Raw genomic sequence first — 20,075 nt, forward strand, 5'->3', positions numbered from 1 at the left:
CCCGGGAGCGGATCAGGCCAGGGGATCCGCGGCCCGGTCGCCGGCGGCCCGGTCGCCGATGATCCGCACGCCCGCGGTCGCGATGTCCTCGGCGACCTCCTCCGGCGTCGCGTTGCCCGGCACGACCGATCCCGGCTCCGAGGCCGCGGGATCGGTGCTCCAGCGCTCGGCGGAGGGCCGCTTGGCGGTGATGAAGTCGCCGGAGGACTGGTGGCGGACGCGGCGCAGCACCCAGGGCACGAGGTACTCCCGCGCCCACTGGATGTCCTCCGTGCGGGCGGCACGCCAGGTGCGGGCGTGCGGCGGCTCCGGGGCCAGGGGGCGCAGGTCGTTCTCGACGTTCAGCGACTCGAGGACCATGCGCGCGACCTCGTGGTGGCCGTGCGGGTTGAGATGCAGGCGGTCCGGCGCCCACATCCGCACGTCCTGGATCTCCTGGAGGGACCACTGGTCGGCGACGATGCAGTCGTACCGCTTGGCCAGCGCCCGCAGGTTCTCGTTGTAGATCGCGACCTTCCCGCGGATCCGCCCGAACACGGGGGAGAAGCCCACATCCACTCCGGTGAAGAGGACGACGGTCGCCCCGTCGGAGCGGAGCCGGGCGAGGCCCGACTCGAAGCGGGACGCGATGTCGTCGGGGTCGGTCCCCGGGCGGATGACGTCGTTCCCGCCCGCGGAGATGGTGATGAGGTCGGGGCGCAGCTCCAGGGCGGGCTCGACCTGCTCGTCGACGATCTGCTGCAGGAGGCGGCCGCGGACCGCCAGGTTGGCGTAGGCGAAGTCCTCGTTCTGGCTGCCCAGGACCTCCGCCACGCGGTCCGCCCAGCCGCGGTGCCCGCCGGGGCTGCCGGGCTCGGGATCGCCGATCCCCTCGGTGAAGGAGTCGCCCAGGGCGACGTAGCGGGACCACGGATGACGCTGCTCGACCATCCCTCCATCATGCTCCGCACCCGGCCGCCGGTGGCACGGCGCGACACGCCGTGCGCCTCCCGGCGGGCCGCGGAGACCGAGCCGCTGTCGGAGGCGTCGGCTAGATTCGGTCCACGTGAACAGTCCCTCGAGCTTCGGTCATCAGGTCGGCACCTCCGCCGCTGAGCACCTGTCCCCGTCGTTCCCGGGCAGGGCGCCGTGGGGTACCGCGAACAAGCTCCGCGCCTGGCAGGCGGAGGCGCTCGAGGCCTACTTCCAGCACGAGCCGCGCGACTTCCTGGCCGCCGCGACCCCGGGCGCGGGCAAGACCACCTTCGCGCTGCGGCTGGCCGCCGAGCTGCTGCACAACCGCACGGTCGACCGGATCACCGTGGTCGCGCCGACGGAGCACCTCAAGCGCCAGTGGGCCGAGGCCGCGCACCGCGTCGGCATCCGCCTGGACCCGACCTTCACCAACCGCATGGGCCGCCACGCCCGCCACTACCACGGCGTCGCCGTCACCTACGCGCAGGTCGCCGTCCGCGCCGAGCTCCACCGCGAGCTCACCCTGTCCGGGCGCACCCTCGTCATCCTCGACGAGGTGCACCACGCCGGCGACGCGCTCAGCTGGGGCGACGCGGTGCGCGAGGCCTTCGAGCCCGCCGTCCGCCGGCTCTCGCTGACCGGGACGCCGTTCCGCTCGGACACGGCAGCGATCCCGTTCGTCAGCTACCTGCCGGACGAGGAGGGCATCCGCACCTCGCTCACCGACTACGCCTACGGCTACGGCCGCGCGCTCGCGGACGGCGTCGTCCGGCCGGTGCTGTTCATGGTCTACGCCGGGCAGATGCGCTGGAAGTCGAAGGCCGGCGACGAGATGGAGGCGCGGCTCGGCGAGGGCAACACCAAGGACATCACCTCGCAGGCCTGGCGGACCGCGCTGGACCCGAAGGGCGACTGGATCCCCTCTGTCCTCCGCGCCGCGAACACCCGCCTCACCGAGGTGCGGCGCGCCGTGCCCGACGCCGGCGGCCTGGTCATCGCGACCGACCACTACACCGCGCGCGCCTACGCCGCGATGCTCCGCGAGATCAGCGGCGAGACCGTCACCGTCGTGCTCTCCGACGAGAAGGAGGCGAGCGACCGGATCGAGGAGTTCGCGAAGGACACCGGTCGCTGGATGGTCGCGGTCCGCATGGTCTCCGAGGGCGTCGACGTGCCGAGGCTCGCCGTCGGCGTCTACGCGACCTCGGCGTCGACTCCTCTGTTCTTCGCCCAGGCGATCGGCCGCTTCGTGCGCGCGCGGCGCCGCGGCGAGACCGCCTCGGTGTTCCTCCCCAACGTGCCCGGCCTGCTCGCGCTGGCGGGCTCGATGGAGCTGCAGCGCGATCACGCCCTCGACCGCAGGACCTCCGACGACGAGGAGTACCCCGAGGCCGACCTGATGGCCGACGCCGAGCGCAGCGACAAGGCGTCCTCCGATCTCCTGGAGGAGGGCCGCTTCGAGTCGATCGGCTCGGCCGCCACCTTCGACCGCGTCGTCTACGAGGGCGCCGAGTTCGGGATGGAGGTCGAGGTCGAGAGCGAGGAGGAGCTCGACTTCATCGGCCTGCCGGGGCTCCTCGAGCCCGACCAGGTGCGGGAGCTGCTCCAGCACCGGCAGCAGCGGCAGGCCAAGCGCGCCGGCAGCCGCGCGGGGGCGGCGGCCCCGGCCGAGCCGGCGAGCGAGATCCCGGCGCCGCTCTACCGCACGCTCAAGGAGCAGCGCAGCCTGCTCAACTCCCTGGTCGGCCTGTGGGCACGGGGGACGGGCGAGTCGCACGGCCAGGTCCACACCGAGCTGCGCCGGCTCTGCGGCGGACCCGCGGTGGCGCAGGCGAGCGTGACCCAGCTGCAGGCGCGGATCGATCTCCTGCGGCGAAGGCTCGGCTCGCACTGATCGCGGTGAGGCGCCCCGGTACGTGGCGCCGCGCTCTCGACGACGGAGCCGATCGCTGCTCCTGCCCAGCCCGGCCGGCCCCTCCGCGTGCGCCGGACAGTCCCTCCGGCGCGTTCTAGCCGATGCACCCGGCGCGGCGCCAGCCCTCCCCGGCGGACCGGGCGCGACCGTACTGTTCGAGCGTGACCCACCGGAACGACCTGCCCGCTCACGCGCCCGCAGGACGAACCGGACGGCGGTTCCGGCCGCCGGTCGTGACCACCGGAGGAGGACCGCGCGATGAGCGCTGACCGTCAGGGGAATGCTCGAGACACGCTCGCTAAGCTGAGCAGTCGGTCCGTCGCGGAAGTGACGGACCATCACCCCCGACGTCGGGCATCCGCAGACCGCACATCGGCGTCTCCCGGACTGCCCGAGAACAATCCCCTGAGGAGTCTCGTGGAGACCTGGCCCGGAACCGCCTACCCGTTGGGCGCGACGTTCGACGGAAGCGGCACGAACTTCGCCCTGTTCAGCGAGATCGCCGAGCGCGTCGAGCTGTGCCTCTTCGAGGAGGACGGCACCGAGACGCGCGTCGAGATCCAGGAGTCGGACGCCTACGTCTGGCACTGCTACCTCCCGCAGGTCCAGCCGGGCCAGCGCTACGGCTTCCGCATCCACGGACCGTACGACCCCGATGCCGGCCACCGCTGCAACCCGAACAAGCTGCTGCTGGACCCCTACGCGAAGGCGATCTCGGGGGAGATCGACTGGGACCAGTCCCTCTTCTCGTACACCTTCGGCGACCCGGACTCGACGAACGACGAGGACTCGGCGCCGCACATGATGATGGGCGTCGTCATCAACCCCTTCTTCGACTGGGCCGGTGACCGCCGCCCGCGCACCTCCTACGACAGCACCGTGATCTACGAGGCGCACGTGAAGGGGCTCACCAAGACGCACCCCGACGTGCCGGAGGAGCTCCGCGGCACCTACGCCGGAGTCGCCCACCCCGCGGTGATCGACCACCTCAAGCACCTGGGCGTCTCGGCGATCGAGCTCATGCCCGTGCACCAGTTCGTGAACGACTCCACGCTGATGGACAAGGGCCTCTCGAACTACTGGGGCTACAACACGATCGGCTTCTTCGCACCGCAGAACACCTACTCCTCCACGGGCGACCAGGGCCAGCAGGTCCAGGAGTTCAAGAGCATGGTGAAGGCGCTCCACGCGGCCGGCATCGAGGTCATCCTCGACGTGGTCTACAACCACACGGCGGAGGGCAACCACCTCGGCCCCACCCTGTCGTTCCGCGGCATCGACAACGAGGCCTACTACCGCCTCGTCGACGACGACAAGCGCTACTACATGGACTACACCGGCACCGGGAACACCCTGAACGTGCGCCACCCGCACTCGCTCCAGCTGATCATGGACTCGCTGCGCTACTGGGTGACGGAGATGCGCGTCGACGGCTTCCGCTTCGACCTCGCCTCGGCGCTGGCACGCGAGTTCTACGACGTCGACCGGCTCTCCACCTTCTTCGAGCTCGTCCAGCAGGACCCGGTGGTCTCGCAGGTGAAGCTGATCGCCGAGCCGTGGGACGTCGGGCCCGGCGGCTACCAGGTGGGAAACTTCCCGCCCCAGTGGACGGAGTGGAACGGCAAGTACCGCGACACGGTCCGCGACTTCTGGCGCGGCGAGCCGTCGACGCTGGGGGAGTTCGCCTCGCGCCTCACCGGCTCGGCCGACCTCTACGCGCACTCGGGCCGCTACCCGGTCGCCTCGATCAACTTCGTCACGGCGCACGACGGCTTCACCCTCCGGGACCTGGTCTCGTACAACGAGAAGCACAACGACGCCAACGGCGAGGACGGCAACGACGGGGAGTCGCACAACCGCTCCTGGAACCACGGCGTGGAGGGGCCCACGGACGACCCGCGGGTGCTCGCGCTCCGGGCACGCCAGCAGCGGAACTTCCTCGCGACGATGCTGATCTCCCAGGGCGTCCCGATGATCCTCCACGGCGACGAGCTGGGCCGGACCCAGAACGGCAACAACAACACCTACGCCCAGGACAGCGAGCTGACCTGGATCGACTGGGCGCACGCCGACCGGCCGCTGCTCGAGTTCACCGCGGCGCTCATCCGCCTGCGCGCCGAGCACCCGACCTTCCGACGCATGCGCTTCTTCGACGGCCGCCCCGTCCTGCGCGGCGACGGCGAGCCCCTGCCCGACATCGTCTGGTTCACCGCTGCCGGCACCGAGATGTCCCCGTCCGACTGGGACTCCGGTCTCGGCCGATCGGTGGGCATCTACCTCAACGGCAACGGGATCCGCGAGCGCGACCAGCGCGGGCGCCCCGTCACCGACGACAGCTTCCTCCTGTACTTCAACGCCGACGACGTCGACGTCGAGTTCGCGATCCCGAGCGACGAGTACGCGCTCGAGTGGAGCGTCCTCGTCGACACCGCCGGCGCCGAGGCGGACTCGATCCCGCGTCCGGCGGGGGCGATGCTCACCGTCCAGGCGAAGTCTCTCGTCATCCTCCAGGAGCACAGCACCCCCGAGCCCGAGGTCGACCACTCGGTCGCCGCCTCGCTCGCGTCCCTGGCCGCCACCTCGGCCATCCCGATCGTCTCCTCGACGGGACCCACCAGCCCCCACGCCGAGTCGACCGACTCCGCGACCGCACCCTCGACAGGAGCCTGACGTGCGTCTGCCCGCCTCCACCTACCGCCTCCAGATCCGGTCGGCGTTCGACCTCGACGACGCCGCCCGCGTCGCCGACTACGTGCGCGCGCTCGGAGCGGACTGGCTGTACTTCTCGCCGCTGCTGAAGGCCGAGCCCGGCTCGGACCACGGCTACGACGTGGTGGACCACACCGAGGTCGATCCCGACCGCGGTGGCGCGGCCGGCCTGGCGAACGCCTCGGCCGCGGCGCGGGCGGAGGGCCTCGGCGTCCTCATCGACATCGTCCCCAACCACATGGGCGTCGCGACCCCGAGCGAGAACTCGTGGTGGTGGGACCTGCTGAGGAACGGGAAGTCCTCCCGCTACGCCACCGCCTTCGACATCGACTGGGAGGCGGGGGGCGGGAAGCTGCGCGTGCCGATCCTCGGCGACGGTGCGAGCGAGGGAGACAGCGACAGCGAGCTCGACGCGCTCGAGGTCGTCGGCGACGAGCTGCACTACTACGAGAACCGCCTGCCGATCGCGCCCGGCACCGCCGAGCCCGGCGACTCCGGCCGCACGGTGCACGAGCGCCAGAGCTACGAGCTCGTGAACTGGCGCCGCGCCGACGCCGAGCTGAACTACCGCCGCTTCTTCGCAGTGAACACCCTCGCCGCCATCACGGTCGAGCGGCCCGAGGTGTTCGACGCCTCGCACGCCGAGATCGTCCGCTGGTTCACCGAGGGGCTCGCTGACGGCCTGCGCGTCGACCACCCGGACGGCCTGGCCGACCCGGGCGGATACCTCGACGACCTGGCCCGCGCGATCGGCGGCGCCCCGGTCTGGGTCGAGAAGATCCTCGAGGGCGACGAGGAGCTCCCGCCGCACTGGGCGACCGTCGGCACCACGGGCTACGACGCCCTGGCCGACGTCGACCGCATCCTGGTCGACCCCGACGCCCGCCCCGTGCTGGAGGGCCTCGACGCCGAGCTCACGGGGAAGGGCGCCCCGCTGCAGTGGGCCGACCTCATCCACGACACCAAGCGCGGCATCGCCGACGGCATCCTCCGCTCCGAGGTCCTGCGGCTGGCCCGCCTGATCCCCGGCATCGAGGGAGCGGACGACGCGCTGGCGGAGCTCCTGGCGACCTACCCGGTCTACCGCAGCTACCTCCCCTACGGAGCGGAGCACCTCGAGCACGCCCGCGTCGACGCCGTGCGCCGCCGTCCCGAGATCCGCGCGACCATCGACGAGGTCGCCGCGGCGCTCGGCGAGACCGGCACGCCGGTGTCCGTGCGCTTCCAGCAGACCTCCGGCATGGTGATGGCGAAGGGCGTCGAGGACACGGCGTTCTACCGCTTCAGCCGCCTCACCTCGCTGAACGAGGTCGGAGCGGACCCGGACGAGTTCGCGATCGACCTGGTCGAGTTCCACCGCCGCCAGGCCGTGCGCCAGGCCTCGTTCCCCGCCTCGCTCACCACGCTCTCGACCCACGACACGAAGCGCGGCGAGGACACCCGTGCCCGCGTCACCGCACTGGCCGAGGACCCGGAGGCGTGGGCGGCGACGCTCCGCGAGCTCCACGACCTCGTCGGCTTCGGCGACGGCCCGATCGAGCACCTGCTCTGGGAGGCCGTCGTGGGGACCTGGCCCGCGAGCCGCGAGCGCCTGCACGCCTACGCCGAGAAGGCGTCGCGCGAGGCCGACGACTCGACGCACTGGACCGCTCCTGACGAGCAGTTCGAGAAGCGGATGCACGCGGCGATCGACGCGGCGTTCGACGAGCCCGCCGTCCGCCGGCTGGTCGAGCAGACCGTCGAGCGGGTGTCGGCCGCCGGCTGGTCGAACGGCCTCGCCGCGAAGCTCGTGCAGATCACCGCCCCGGGCATCCCGGACGTCTACCAGGGCAGCGAGCTCTGGGAGACCTCCCTCGTCGACCCGGACAACCGCCGCGAGGTCGACTTCGGGCAGCGTCGAGCGCTGCTGGAGCGGATCGACGGCGGCTGGAAGCCCGCGATCGACGCCGAGGGAGCCGCGAAGCTCCTCGTCACCTCGCGCGCCCTCCGGCTCCGCCGCGACCGCCCCGAGCTGTTCACCCGCTATGCCGCCGTCCCCGCGATCGGGCCCGCCGCCGAGCACGCGATCGCCTTCGACCGCGGCGGTGCGCTGACCGTCGCGACCCGGCTCCCCGAGGGCCTCGCCGCTTCGGGCGGGTGGAACGGCACGGTCGTGGTCCTGCCCGGGCACCCGATGGAGGACGTCCTCACCGGCCGCACCTTCGCGGGAGGAGTGACTCCGGTCGCCGAGATCCTCGCCGACTACCCCGTGGCACTGCTCGCCCCGGTCTCCTGACCGGTTCCGCCACCGCACCGCAGACCGATCCGACCCCTCCTGGAGACAGCAGTGATCAGCACGACTCCCTACCGCTACGCACTCCCGACGACCGGGCCCGAGCGGTTCGACGTCTGGGCCCCCGAGGCCTCGACGGTCGAGCTCCTTCTCGGCGACGACTCGTCGCTGACGATGACCCGCCACGGAGACGACGGATGGTGGCGGGCGCCCGCGTCGGCCCCGGCCACCGGCGAGGTCGACTACGGGTACCGGGTGGACGGCAGCGGTCCGCTGCCGGATCCCCGCTCGCGCCGCCAGCCGAAGGGCGTGCACGAGCTCTCGCGCACGTTCGACCCCTCGGCGCACGAGTGGGGCGACTCCGCCTGGACCGGGCGCGAGCTCGCCGGCGCCGTCATCTACGAGCTGCACCTCGGCACGTTCACACCCGAGGGCACCCTGGACGCGGCGGCGGAGCGCTTCGAGCACCTGCGCTCGATCGGCGTGGACTTCATCGAGCTGCTGCCGGTCAACGCGGTGAACGGAACGCACAACTGGGGCTACGACGGCGTCCTCTGGTACGCCGTGCACGAGCCGTACGGCGGACCCGAGGCGTACCAGCGCTTCGTGGGCGCCGCCCACCGCGCCGGCCTCGGCGTGGTCCAGGACGTCGTCTACAACCACCTCGGCCCGAGCGGCAACTACCTGCCGGAGTTCGGCCCGTACCTCAAGAACGAGAAGGCCAACACCTGGGGCAGCTCGATCAACCTGGACGGCGAGGGTTCGGACACCGTTCGCGGGTACATCATCGACAACGCTCTGATGTGGCTGCGCGACTACCACGTCGACGCCCTGCGCCTGGACGCGGTGCACGCCCTCTCGGACGAGCGGGCCGTGCACGTGCTCGAGGAGATGGCGAGCGAGGTGGCCGTGCTGTCGGCCCACGTCGGGCGCCCTTTGACGCTGATCGCCGAGTCCGACCTCAACGACCCGACGCTGATCACTCCGCGGGAGGCGCACGGCTACGGGCTCGACGCGCAGTGGAGCGACGACTTCCACCACGCGGTCCACGTCGCGCTGACCGGGGAGACCACGGGCTACTACGAGGACTTCGCGCCGCTCGGCGCCCTCGCGAAGGTGCTGACGCGGGGCTTCTTCCATGACGGCACCCTCTCGACGTTCCGCGGCCGCCACCACGGCCGTCCGGTGGACACCGAGCACATGCCGACCTGGCGCCTGGTGGTCTGCAGCCAGAACCACGACCAGATCGGCAACCGGGCGGTCGGCGACCGTCTGACGGCGACCCTCGACGAGGGGCGCCTCGCGATCGCCGCGGCTCTGACGCTGCTGGGCCCTTTCACTCCCATGCTGTTCATGGGGGAGGAGTGGGCGGCGTCGACCCCGTGGCAGTTCTTCACCTCGCACCCGGAGAAGGATCTGGGCGAGGCGACGGCGAAGGGCCGCATCGAGGAGTTCGCGAAGATGGGCTGGGACCCGGAGGTCGTGCCCGATCCGCAGGATCCGGAGACGTTCCTGCGCTCGCGGCTCGACTGGTCCGAGGTCGGGGAGGGGCGTCACGCCCGCACCCTCGAGGTGTACCGCGAGCTGGCGGCGATCCGCCGCCGCTACCCCGAGCTGACGGACCCGCGCTTCGGGTCGCTCCGCGTGGATTTCGACGAGGAGGCCCGCTGGCTGACTCTCGGCCGCGGTCGGGTGACCGTGGCGATCAACGTCGGCGAGTCCGCCGCCCGCATCGCCCTGCCGGAGGTGGCGGAGACGCTGCTCGGCGTCGGGGAGTACGCGGTGCAGCCCGGGGACACCGAGGTGGATCTCGGCGCCTCCTCGCTGCTGGTGACGCTGAGCGCCTGAGCGCCTGAGCTCCGTAGCGGCCGGCTGATCAGGTGGCCGGCCGCCGCTGTCCTGAACGGCCGCCTCGGGCCCGAGCGCTCAGAGCGTGACCGCGGCGTACTCCGTCGCGGTCACGACCCGCACTCCCTCGTCGTGGACGAGCAGGAGCGCGCGGAGGGGGATGGCCCGCTTGTGGCACGCCGCCGCCAGGTGACGGGCGAGGACCCGATCGGTCTCGCCGAGGAAGGCGCGCCCGGGACGTTCCAGGGCGAAGGCGAGCGAGCCCACGTCCTGGTGCGCCACGGCCTTGGCGAGGGTGGCGACGATCCGCTCGGTCTTCTCCTCGTCGGGGTGCACGGGGAGTCCGTCCACCGGGTAGAGGATCGGCAGCTGCACGCCGTCGCGGTCGAGGAAGATCGGCCACAGGGCCCGGCGGTAGGCCGGTCCGATCAGCGAGGAGACGCGCTCGCGCAGCTCGCGGTCGTTCAGGAGCGGCGCATCGAGGTGCGGAGCGGGAGCGGCGTGGTCGAGAGTGGTCATGGTGTCGCTTTCTCGTGGGCGAGCGGGCGGTGCCGCTGAGGGGTCATCGGAAGTTGCGGGAGGTGGTGCGAGCGCCGACCGTGAGGGTCTCGAACCTGTCGGCGAGGAGGTTCGTCACCCCCTCGTCGGAGCGCTCGAGGATCCCCCTGACCAGCAGGGCGGGTGCCTCGCGGGCCACGCGGCGGTAGCGGTTCCATACTCCGACGGAGCAGATCACGTTGAGGATCCCGTGCTCGTCCTCGAGGTTGAGGAAGGTCACTCCACCGGCTGTGGAGGGACGTTGGCGGTGGATCACGACCCCGCCGACCTCGATCCGGGTCCCCGAGGGGATTGCGGGGAGATCGGCCGAGGAGCGGGCGCCGCGGCGAGCGAGTCCCTCGCGGAGGTGGCGCAGCGGATGGTCGTCGGGCGAGATGCCGGTGGCCCAGAAGTCGAAGACCACGCGCTCCTGAGGGGAGAGCATCGGCAGGAGCGGGGGCTGCACGACGACCGTGGAGCCGGCGAGGAACTCCTCGCGGTCGCCTGCGGCGGTGCCGGCCTCCCAGAGCGCCTGCCGACGCTGCAGACCGAGCGAGTCGAAGGCGCCCGCGGCGCCGAGGGCCTCCAGCTGAGCCGCGGTCGTGCCGACCCGACGCGAGAGGTCGGCCATGCTCGCGTAGGGTCCGCCGCGTTCGCGCTCGGCGACGATGTGCTCGGCGAGCGCGGTGCCGATGCCCTTCACCCCTGCCAGCCCGAGCCGGATCACGAAGCCGCTGTCGCGCCTGTGGTCGTCCGTGTGGAAGTGCTCGGTGCGGTCGAACAGTCCCGTGGGCGGCTGATCGGCGCGGAGGCAGTCGTCGCTCCCGTAGGCGGCGCCGCCCCTCCGGCGTGCGGGGGCGTCCTCCTTCGCCTCGAGCCCGGGAGGCGCCAGCGAGCGGTTGACGTCGGGCGAGACGACCTCCACTCCGTGACGCCGGGCATCGGCGACCAGGGTGTGCGGGGCGTAGAAGCCCATGGGCTGCGCCCTCAGCAGCGCGGCGGTGAACGCGGCGGGGTAGTGCAGGCGGAGCCAGGCGCTCGCGTAGACCAGCAGGGCGAAGCTGATCGCATGGCTCTCGGCGAAGCCGAAGTTCGCGAAGGCCTGGATCCGGAGGTAGATGTCGTCCGCGACCTCGCCCGTGATGCCGTTGCGGGCCATCCCCTGGTAGAGCCGCTCGCGGAGGGTCTCGATCTTCTCGGTCCCGCGCTTGGACCCCATCGCCCGGCGCAGCAGGTCGGCGTCCTCCGCGTTGCAGTCGCCGACGGCCACGGCCACCTGCATGAGCTGCTCCTGGAAGAGCGGCACGCCGAGGGTGCGCTTGAGCGGCGTCACGAGGAGGGGGTGCTGGTACGTCACCGGCTCCTCGCCGAGCTTGCGGCGGATGTAGGGGTGGACCGCACCGCCCTGGATGGGGCCGGGGCGGATGAGCGCGACCTCGATCACCAGATCGTAGAAGCGGCGCGGCTGCAGCCGGGGGAGGGTGCCCATCTGCGCCCGGCTCTCGACCTGGAACACCCCGATCGAATCGGCGCGGCAGAGCTGGTCGTAGACGCCCTTCTCCTCCCGGGGAAGGGTGGAGAGGTCCCACTGCTCGCCGACGTGCTCGGCGACGAGGTCGAACGTGTACTGCAGGGCGGCGAGCATCCCGAGCCCGAGGAGGTCGAACTTGACCAGGCCCATCCAGGCGCAGTCGTCCTTGTCCCACTGCAGGACGGTGCGGTCCTCCATCCGAGCGGGCTCGATCGGGCAGACCTCGCCCACGGGCCGGTCTGTCAGCACCATGCCGCCGGAGTGGATGCCCAGGTGCCGGGGCGTGCCCAGCACTCGGGTGGTCAGGGCGACCACGTCCTCGGGGATGTCGTGGTCGGTGCTCTCGGTGACGGACCCCCACCGCTCGACCTGCTTCGACCAGCCGTCCTGCTGCCCGGCGCTGTATCCGAGGGCCTTGGCCATGTCGCGCACGGCGAACTTGGGCCGGTAGGTGATGACGTTGGCGACCTGGGCCGCGTTCAGACGTCCGTACTTCCGGTAGACGTACTGGATCACCTCCTCGCGTCGCTCCGAGTCGAAGTCGACGTCGATGTCGGGCTCCTCGTCGCGGATGCTGGAGAGGAACCGCTCGAACGGCAGGTCGTAGAAGATCGAGTCGACCGCCGTGATGCCCAGGACGTAGCAGACCGCCGAGTTGGCGGCCGAGCCGCGTCCCTGGCAGAGGATGCCGTTCCGCTTGGCGTAGTGGACGATGTCGTGGACGATCAGGAAGTAGCCCGGGAAGTCCTTCTGCTCGATCACCGCGAGCTCCTTCTCGAGGCGCGCGAGGACGTCGGCGTCGGCGCGGGGGTACTTGGCCGGCACGGCCTCGCGCACGAGCTCGCGCAGCCAGCTCATCGAGGTGTGCCCCTCGGGGACCTCCTGGCGCGGCAGCCGGGGCCGGACTCGGCCGAGCTCGAAGGCGATCTCGTCGGCGACGCGCACCGTGTTCTCCACGGAGCCGGGGTAGCGGCCGAAGCGCTCGGCCATCTCGGCGCCGGAGCGCAGGTGGGCGCCGCCCGCTGCGGGGAGCCAGCCGTCCATCTCGTCGAGGCTCCGGCGTGCTCTGACCGCGGCGAGGGCCGTCTGGAGGGGGCGCTCCTCCGGCCGGGCGTAGTGCACGTTCCCGGTGGCGACCGTCCGCAGCCGGAGCTTCTCGGCGATCGCCGCCAGCTGGTCGTTGGCGCGCGAGGCGAGGGGATCCCCGTGGTCGTACAGCTCCACGAGGACGTTGGCGGGACCGAAGAGCCGGACGAGCTCGCGGACCTCCCGCTCGGCCGCGGCCACTCCTGCGGCGGCGAGCGCTTGACGGACCGCTCCCTTGCGGCAGCCCGTCAGCACGATCCAGTGGCCGTCGGCGGCGCGCGCGAGCTCCTCGAGGTCGTAGCTCGGCTTGCCCTTCTCGGCACCGGCGAGCTGGGCGGTGGTGATCGCGCGGGCGAGGCGGTGGTAGCCCTCCTCGCGGCGTGCGAGGACGAGCAGGTGGGTCCCCTCCGGATCGGCGACCCCGTTCTGAGGCGAGGTGAGCCCGATCGAGAGCTCGGCTCCGAAGGCCGTGCGGACGGCGTGCCCCTGCGCGGCCTCGGCCATCCTCACGATGCCGTAGAGGCCGTCGTGGTCGGTCAGCGCGAGAGAGTCGATGCCGAGCCGGACCGCCTCCTCGACCAGCTGCTCCGGCTTGCTCGCCCCGTCGAGGAAGCTGAAGTGGGAGTGGGCGTGCAGCTCGGCGTAGGGCACCGGATGAGCCGGCGGCCGGACGTCGTCCCCTGCCACGTAGGCGGGGCGCTTGTGCGACCAGGCCGGACTGTCGCCGCCGTCGCCCCGGACGACCGTGCCGTCGGCGCGCTTGCCGCTGGAGAGGCGGCGCTCGAACTCCGACCAGGGGATCGGCGGGTTGTTCCAGCCCATCGGGGCTCCTTCGGTGCTCGTTCGCGGTGGTGGAGGGATGCTCCGGTTCAGTCGTAGCGGGCCTCGGCTGCCCAGACCCCGTCGAGGCAGAGCAGCAGCCAGGCGACACCGGCGGCGTCGACCACCTGGAAGCGGTCGTAGCGGACGGCGGTGCTCGGATCCCACCAGCGCTCGTCGATCGGCCAGGGACCCGCCCATCCGGCGAGGGGCTCCAGGCGTGCCTGAGAGGTCCCGGGGGTGAAGTAGGCGGGCACGGAGCTGAGGGCGCCGCGCTCGTCGACCGCGACGGGTTCGCCCCTCGGTCCGCGGACGAGCACGGCCGCGGGCTCCGCGAAGACCGTCGGCGGGAGGGGCGGCGGCAGGGAGCCGGGCCAGGGCAGGGTCCTCGGCCGTGCGTCGCCCGGCTCCCGGTCGCCCCAGGGGATCAGGTGCTGGCGGTCGCGGAGGGATCGACCCCCTCCGATCGACGCGGTCATCACGGCCTCGTGCCCGAGCATGCTCTGCACGCGGCTCAGCCCGTGGTGGACGCGCTCCTCCGGAGCGGTGCCCCAGAGACCCTGCTCGTGGTTGCCGATCGCGTCGACCGCCTCGGGCTCGACGCACAGCCGCGAGATCGGCGCTCCGAGACCGGTGTCGATCTCCCCGCTGCCCTGCAGCTGCCAGCGGACTCGGTCGAGCACGTCGCCCGGGGTGAACCATCTCGGGTGCAGCCAGCTCCGGGAGGAGACCTCACCGCGCTCGCTGACGACCTCGATGCGGATGGCGGTCGCGACCAGCTGTGCGCGGGTGAGCCCGGCGACGAACTCCTCCGCGGGGACGCGGAAGGCGAAGGCGGCCTGGTCGATGCGGTCCAGAGGGGGCTCGAACTCCATCGCCCGGTCGAGACGCTCCGGCGGGAGCCGGGGCACCACCGTCTCCGACTCCGCACCGGCGGCGAGGAGGTGCGCGTGGGCGCCCTCCGGTCCGAACCGGGCGGCGACGTCCTCGCGAGGGAGGGCGGCGAAGGCGCCGAGGGTGCGGACGCCGAGTCTGCGCAGGAGCGCCACCAGGTCGTCCCCCCGGCGGGGAGCACGGGCAGGGGCTGCGACGGACTCGGTCTCGAGGGCGTCGAGCGGGAGAGGAGCGAGGAAGCCTGCCGCTGCTCCTGGGGGCACGACGGCGACGGGGCGGCCGGAGATCTTCGCGGCGAGCTCGGAGGCGAAGAGCCCGTCGGCGATCCCGATGCGGGCGTCGGGGAGACCCAGCTCGGCCAGCCGCTGCAGGATCGCCTCGGCCGCGCTCTGCTCGCTCCCGTAGTAGCGGCGCGGACCGCGGGCGCGGATCGCGCACAGACCGGGCCTGATCAGCTGGACGCCCGGGGTGATCTCCTCGAGCGCCTGGATGAGCGGCTCGAACGCCCGGTGGTCGAGCACCGGGTCGTACGGGAGGACGGCGAGACCCGTGCAACGGGACTGCGCCTCGCGCACGCGCATGCCCCGCCGGACTCCCTCCGCCCGGGCAGCGGGGGAGGAGGCGAAGACCAGGCTCTTCTCCGTGAGGGCCAGGGGGTGCTCGTCGCCGAGGCCGGCGTCGGCGGCGGCCGCGAGGAGGGGCCAGTCGGGGCACCAGACGAGGATCGTCCGCCGCAGCTCGGGTGCGCTCGCCATCTCAGACCGCCCGCTCGTGCAGGCGGCCGTGCTCGACCCGGGAGCCGAAGGCGCTCTCGACGCCGGGCATGCTCATCCGCACCGTGCGCACCCGGGTGCCGGCCCGGCCGACCACATCGACCATCGCCTCCCGGGAGCGCAGGTAGCCGTGGCCGTCGCCGAGCCCCTCCCAGCGGCTGCTGCGGATGCTGAGCCGCGCCTCGGCCTGGGGCCACTCGCCGAGGACCACGAGCGCGGCACCCCGCTGGCGCAGTCGTGCTCCCAGACGCGAGACGTCGGCCGAGGAGACGGAGGCGGGCGGACGGGTGAGCACGACGGTCAGCACATCGACCAGAGTGGCGGTGACGGTGAGCCAGTGCTCGGCCGGTGCGGGCACGAGCACCAGGCGCTCGAGGTCGATCCCCATGCCGGCCGCGGCTTCGGCCCCGAACTCCGGGACGCCCACCACGCCGCACCACGAGCCCTCGGCGGACGGGCCGGCGAGCAGCCCCATCGCCAGACTCATCGAGCCCTCCACCGAGTAGGCGGCACCCTGCTTGAGCGAGCCGCCCGGGAGCACGGAGGAGAAGGCCGGCAGGGTGGCGAGGCTCCTGGTCTCGAGAGTGGTCGCCTGCATGTCCCGGATGCGGGACTGCAGCTCCTTCACCGACGCGAGCTGCCGCAGAAGGGGCTCTGCGGCCTCGGCCGTCTCCGCGGAGACGAGGGATGAAGGGGGGCTCATCTGCCCATGTTCGAACATGTGTTCGATTATGTCAATCGCCACCGACATCCACCGGCGAGCCGCTCGGACCCTTCCGCGACCGCCCGGCGAGGCGCACTGAGGAGGAGGTTCCAGGCGTCCCGGGCAGTCTCGCATTCGCCTCCGACATCCCCGTCCTGGGGCGTTCTCCACCGGGTCTCGGCGAGGGAGGGCCTCCTGCCGCGCCTCTACCATGGGAGCCATGTCCGACGCCCTGCTCGACCCCGCCGACTCCGACGCCACCGCCCCGGCCGCGCCGCGCAGAAGGACCCTCGTGGTCAAGATGGGGTCCAGCTCGGTCACCAAGCAGTCGGGTCCGGATCCCGTTCTCCTGGCCAGCGCGCTCGAGAGCGCCTTCGCCGCCCGCGCGCTGGGCTGGGACGTCGTGCTGGTCTCCTCCGGCGCCGTCTCCTCGGGCCGGGCGCTCTTCGCCCGCTCACAGGAGGAGCCGATCAGCGCCCGCCTGGCGGCAGCGGTGGGCCAGACCGTCCTGATGGGCTTCTACCGCTCGGTGGCCGAGCTCTCGGGCGCCCTGGTCGCTCAGATCCTCATCGGCGAGTCCGACCTCGCCTCTCCCCGGCAGATGGCACACGTCGCCGAGGCGATCCGCCACGCCCTCGACGCCGGAGTCGTGCCCGTGGTCAACGGCAACGACACGATCGACTCCGCCGGCTCGGACAACGACGGCGTCGCCGGCGGATTGGCGATGCTCCTCGGCGCGGACCTGCTGCTGCTGCTCACCGACGTCCCCGGCGTCTTCGCCGGCAGCATCGCCGAGGGGGTGCACCTCGAGGAGCTGGGCATCTCGGAGCTGCGCCGCATCGGCGTGCAGAAGGGCGGTACCGGCCGAGGGGGCATCCGATCCAAGCTGCGGGCCGCCGAGCTCGCCGCGCACAACGGCGTCTCGACCAGGATCGCTGGGGCGCGCACCCCCGAGGTCATCCTGGGCGCCCTGGGAGGGCCGGGCCCGGGCACCCTCGTCCGCGCCGTGCACGCGCATCCGCCCGTGGAGCAGCGCTGGATCTCCGGAGTGGCCACCGGCCGCGGCCGCGTCGAGATCAACCTCGAGGCCGAGCGGAGCATCGGAGCCGGCTCGAGTCTGTTCGCCTCGGGCATCAAGCGCGTCTCCGGCGAGTTCGGCGGCGGCGACGTGATCGAGGTGCGCGCCCTCAGCGGAGAGCTCCTCGCGCGCGGCGTCTCCCGCGTCTCCTCGCGCCTGCTGACCCTGGTCCGCGCACTCCGGGTCGACGAGATCGCTCGCGTCTTCGTGGCGGTCCTCGGGCATGCCGCCACGACGGCGCCGTCGGCGAGTCCGGAGGGGGAGGAGAGGCCGCAGCTGACCCGCGCTCTGGAGTACGCGCGCACTCTCTCCTCCGAGCACGCGCGGGCCGTCGCGATGGAGATCGTCTCCCTCTTCCCCGCCGAGAGCATCTCGGCCCTGCTGGGACAGGGCGCGGGGGAGGGCGAGCTCGTCGAGCGCTACACCCGCCTCGTCCGTACCCTCGCCATCGTGGAGAACGAGAACCTGGCCGTCTTCCGCTCCTGACCGCCGGTGGCACGCCACTTCTCAGTGCATTTCGCGCCTTCGCGTCATGATCGCCGTTCTCCGGTGTCTTCCTGGTGATGGCGCCGCTCCTGGGCGCCCCCGACGGAACGGATCATCGATGAGCGTCCCCACTTCCACAGCCGGCCACTTCCGCGAGTCCGACATCACGCCCGAGAGCTTCGAGACCGAGAGGCTCGAGCGGCGGCTCGCCCTGCTCGAGGCCTCGATCGCCCAAGGGGAGCGGGCACTGCTGGGCCGGGTCGACCCGAGCAGCGGAGCTCCCCTCCCGGGCGCCTGCGGGGGGCACCGAGCCCAGCTGGTCAGCAACCTGACGACGGAGCGGGCCCTCGCCGACCGCATCCGGGAGATGCTCGCCGCTCGGAGCTGACGGGGTGCGTACGGCACGATGGGGCCATGGTCACCATCACCGTCGCCGGTCTCGCCCAGCACTTCCACCCCGCCGAGCGGGGCACCGTCCGCCTCGAGATCCGGCGCGAGTCGCGATCCCGGCCCCAGGCGCTCGCCGAGGTCACCGCCCTGCACGCGCGGGTCCGTGAGGAGGCGGCCGCCGAGCAGGCGTCCGGCGCCGCCACCTGGTGGTCCTCCGATCAGATCTCGGTCTCCTCGATCCGCCGGTACATCAAGGACTCGGACGTCACGCAGCTGTTCCATGTCGCGGCCGCCGGGGTCCGGGTGAAGTACCGGGACTTCGCGGCTCTCGGGCGCTGGGTCGGCTCGATCTCGGAGGTGCCGGGGATCCAGATCTCGGGGGTCGATTGGGACGTGACGGCGGCACGACGTGCGGGCATCGAGCGCGAGGTCCGCACCGCTGCCGTCCGCGACGCGCGCGAGCGGGCCGAGGCCTATGCGGCGGCTCTCGGCCTGACCGAGGTGCGGGTGCTGACCCTCTTCGAGCCGGGACTGCGGCCGCATACGCGCATCGAGGGCGGCTCGGCGATGATGAGCCGCGCCAAGGCGTTCTCCTCTCCCGAGGAGCCGCTGGCCCTCAAGCCGGAGGACATCGAGGTCACCGCCTCGGTCTCCGCCGACTTCGAGGCGCACTGACGCGGAGACGCGACCGGGCGCCCGGTTCCGCTGCGGACGGAGAGCGCCTGCCTGCACCTGCGACCCGCTGATCGTCTGCATGGCGACCCCGAGAGTCGCCCCGAGGCGACCGACCATCGGCTCCACGACGACCCCTCTCCGCCCCGATCAGCGGGCACGCGACCACCATACGTGTATTGAGGACTCCTCGGGAGCGCTGTCGCGGTTCGGCGACCGCCGTGCACACCCTCCGGGAATAGCGGGGGACCCCCGGGCGCTGAGGCAGGCATGGTCTCGCGCATCGGCTTCCTCTCCTTCGGCCACTACCAGTCCGTCCCCGGGTCTCAGACCCGCTCGGCTCGCGACGTCCTCCTCCAGACGATCGAGCTCGCGGAGGCGGCGGAGGAGATCGGCATCGACGGCGCCTACGTCCGCGTGCACCACTTCGCGCCGCAGCTCGCCTCGCCGTTCCCGCTGCTGGCGGCGATCGCCGCGCGCACCCGCCGCATCGAGATCGGCACCGGGGTCATCGACATGCGCTACGAGAACCCGCTCTACATGGCGGAGGAGGCGGCCGCCACCGACCTGATCTCCGACGGCCGGCTCGAGCTCGGGGTCAGCCGGGGATCGCCCGAGACCGCCCTGCGCGGGTCCGAGGCGTTCGGCTTCGTCCCCCCGGAGGGGATGACCGACGCCGACCTCGCCCGGCAGAAGGTGCGCATCCTCCGGGAGGCGCTCGGCGGAGCGCCGGTCGCGCAGTCGGATCCGGCGATGACGCGCCAGTCGCTCCCGCTCTCGATCGAGCCGCGCTCGCCCGGCCTCGAGGACCGGATCTGGTGGGGTGCCGGCAGCTTCGCGACCGCGCGCTGGGCAGCCGAGCAGGGCATGAACCTGCAGTCGTCGACCCTGCTCCTGGAGGAGGAGGGCGTGCCCTTCGACGAGCTGCAGGCCCGCCAGATCCGCGAGTACCGCGCCGCGTGGAGCGAGGCGGGCTGGGAGCGCACCCCGCGCGTCTCCGTCTCGCGCAGCGTCCTCCCGATCACGAGCGATCTCGACCGCCTGTACTTCGGCGGCCGCGGTGAGCAGGACCAGGTCGCCACCCTCGAGGGCGTCCGCGCCCGCTTCGGCCGCAGCTACACGGGCGAGCCGGACGCCGTCGCCGCCGAGCTCGCTGCGGACGCCGCCGTGCAGGAGGCGGACACGCTGCTGCTCACCGTTCCCAACCAGCTCGGGGTCGAGTACAACGCGCGGCTCCTGCGCACTGTCGTGGAATCGATCGCTCCGGCTCTCGGCTGGTCGCCGACGACAGCAGGCGTCTGACGCCGAGGCACGGTCTGTGCGGGAGGGCCCTGCGGTGCAGGAGCGCCCGTCCGCTGCAGAAGCGCCCGTCCGATGCAGCAGCCGCCCCGTCTCCTCGTGAGGAGCC

Annotated in this window: 13 protein-coding genes; 8 read left to right on the top strand and 5 right to left on the bottom strand. The window is 72.4% G+C overall.

The features are described 5' to 3' along the window. Positions 1-12: 12 nt before the first annotated feature. A complete protein-coding gene (locus C5C39_RS10900) occupies positions 13-930 on the bottom strand; it encodes an SGNH/GDSL hydrolase family protein (protein WP_104353378.1) in 918 nt (305 codons plus the stop codon). A 115-nt stretch (positions 931-1,045) separates the two neighbouring features. Here C5C39_RS10900 and C5C39_RS10905 point away from each other — a divergent pair, with 115 nt between their 5' ends. The 4 genes from C5C39_RS10905 to treZ all read left to right on the top strand — a co-directional run bounded on the left by C5C39_RS10905 (position 1,046) and on the right by treZ (position 9,698). Further along, a complete protein-coding gene (locus tag C5C39_RS10905; RefSeq protein ID WP_104221986.1) occupies positions 1,046-2,848 on the top strand; it encodes a DEAD/DEAH box helicase in 1,803 nt (600 codons plus the stop codon). A 438-nt stretch (positions 2,849-3,286) separates the two neighbouring features. Then, entirely contained in the window at positions 3,287-5,539 is a 2,253-nt protein-coding gene (gene glgX, locus C5C39_RS10910; RefSeq protein ID WP_104237465.1) for a glycogen debranching protein GlgX, read from the top strand. A 1-nt stretch (position 5,540) separates the two neighbouring features. After that, complete coding sequence (gene treY / locus C5C39_RS10915; RefSeq protein WP_104353379.1) at positions 5,541-7,853, top strand: malto-oligosyltrehalose synthase; 2,313 nt, start codon at positions 5,541-5,543, stop codon at positions 7,851-7,853. A gap of 51 nt (positions 7,854-7,904) precedes the next feature. Further along, positions 7,905-9,698 (top strand): malto-oligosyltrehalose trehalohydrolase, encoded by a 1,794-nt coding sequence (gene treZ, locus C5C39_RS10920; protein ID WP_258075821.1) that lies wholly within the window; start codon positions 7,905-7,907, stop codon positions 9,696-9,698. A gap of 78 nt (positions 9,699-9,776) precedes the next feature. On the opposite strand, the gene C5C39_RS10925 is transcribed toward treZ, so the two are convergent. The 4 genes from C5C39_RS10925 to C5C39_RS10940 are packed head-to-tail and all read right to left on the bottom strand — an operon-like array spanning position 9,777 to position 16,041. Continuing rightward, positions 9,777-10,217, bottom strand: a complete 441-nt coding sequence (locus tag C5C39_RS10925; protein ID WP_104221992.1) for a hypothetical protein — start codon at positions 10,215-10,217, stop codon at positions 9,777-9,779. Positions 10,218-10,260: 43 nt separating this feature from the next. Continuing rightward, the gene (locus tag C5C39_RS10930; RefSeq protein ID WP_104353380.1) at positions 10,261-13,674 is read right to left on the bottom strand and encodes an error-prone DNA polymerase; all 3,414 of its coding nucleotides are present in this window, start codon (positions 13,672-13,674) and stop codon (positions 10,261-10,263) included. Positions 13,675-13,721: 47 nt separating this feature from the next. Beyond that, positions 13,722-15,320: a DNA polymerase Y family protein gene (locus C5C39_RS10935; RefSeq protein ID WP_104353381.1), complete on the bottom strand. Its 1,599-nt coding sequence runs from the start codon at positions 15,318-15,320 to the stop codon at positions 13,722-13,724. 1 nt (position 15,321) lies between these two features. Beyond that, positions 15,322-16,041, bottom strand: coding sequence for a hypothetical protein (locus tag C5C39_RS10940; protein ID WP_104353382.1), 720 nt, complete (start codon positions 16,039-16,041; stop codon positions 15,322-15,324). 220 nt (positions 16,042-16,261) lie between these two features. Between C5C39_RS10940 and proB the strand changes: the two genes are divergently transcribed. From proB to C5C39_RS10960, 4 genes are all read left to right on the top strand, one after another. Continuing rightward, positions 16,262-17,605: a glutamate 5-kinase gene (gene proB / locus C5C39_RS10945; RefSeq protein ID WP_181065651.1), complete on the top strand. Its 1,344-nt coding sequence runs from the start codon at positions 16,262-16,264 to the stop codon at positions 17,603-17,605. A gap of 118 nt (positions 17,606-17,723) precedes the next feature. Then, a complete protein-coding gene (locus tag C5C39_RS10950) occupies positions 17,724-17,993 on the top strand; it encodes a hypothetical protein (RefSeq protein ID WP_104254998.1) in 270 nt (89 codons plus the stop codon). 26 nt (positions 17,994-18,019) lie between these two features. Further along, positions 18,020-18,670 carry an SIMPL domain-containing protein gene (locus tag C5C39_RS10955; protein WP_104225267.1) on the top strand — a complete coding sequence of 217 codons (651 nt, stop codon included), beginning with the start codon at positions 18,020-18,022 and terminating at the stop codon, positions 18,668-18,670. A 267-nt stretch (positions 18,671-18,937) separates the two neighbouring features. Continuing rightward, positions 18,938-19,969: an LLM class flavin-dependent oxidoreductase gene (locus C5C39_RS10960; protein WP_104353383.1), complete on the top strand. Its 1,032-nt coding sequence runs from the start codon at positions 18,938-18,940 to the stop codon at positions 19,967-19,969. Positions 19,970-20,075 lie beyond the last annotated feature (106 nt).

It is taken from the genome of Rathayibacter sp. AY1F3 (assembly GCF_002931975.1).
Classification (GTDB): Bacteria; Actinomycetota; Actinomycetes; order Actinomycetales; family Microbacteriaceae; genus Rathayibacter.

Excerpts from the sequence above, each read along its gene's own strand:
- C5C39_RS10900 (WP_104353378.1), bottom strand. The coding sequence starts at position 930 with ATGGTCGAGCAGCGTCATCCGTGGTCCCGCTACGTCGCCCTGGGCGAC.
- C5C39_RS10925 (WP_104221992.1), bottom strand. The coding sequence starts at position 10,217 with ATGACCACTCTCGACCACGCCGCTCCCGCTCCGCACCTCGATGCGCCG.
- C5C39_RS10930 (WP_104353380.1), bottom strand. The coding sequence starts at position 13,674 with ATGGGCTGGAACAACCCGCCGATCCCCTGGTCGGAGTTCGAGCGCCGC.
- C5C39_RS10935 (WP_104353381.1), bottom strand. The coding sequence starts at position 15,320 with ATGGCGAGCGCACCCGAGCTGCGGCGGACGATCCTCGTCTGGTGCCCC.
- C5C39_RS10940 (WP_104353382.1), bottom strand. The coding sequence starts at position 16,041 with ATGAGCCCCCCTTCATCCCTCGTCTCCGCGGAGACGGCCGAGGCCGCA.
- proB (WP_181065651.1), top strand. The coding sequence starts at position 16,262 with ATGTCCGACGCCCTGCTCGACCCCGCCGACTCCGACGCCACCGCCCCG.
- C5C39_RS10950 (WP_104254998.1), top strand. The coding sequence starts at position 17,724 with ATGAGCGTCCCCACTTCCACAGCCGGCCACTTCCGCGAGTCCGACATC.
- C5C39_RS10955 (WP_104225267.1), top strand. The coding sequence starts at position 18,020 with ATGGTCACCATCACCGTCGCCGGTCTCGCCCAGCACTTCCACCCCGCC.
- C5C39_RS10960 (WP_104353383.1), top strand. The coding sequence starts at position 18,938 with ATGGTCTCGCGCATCGGCTTCCTCTCCTTCGGCCACTACCAGTCCGTC.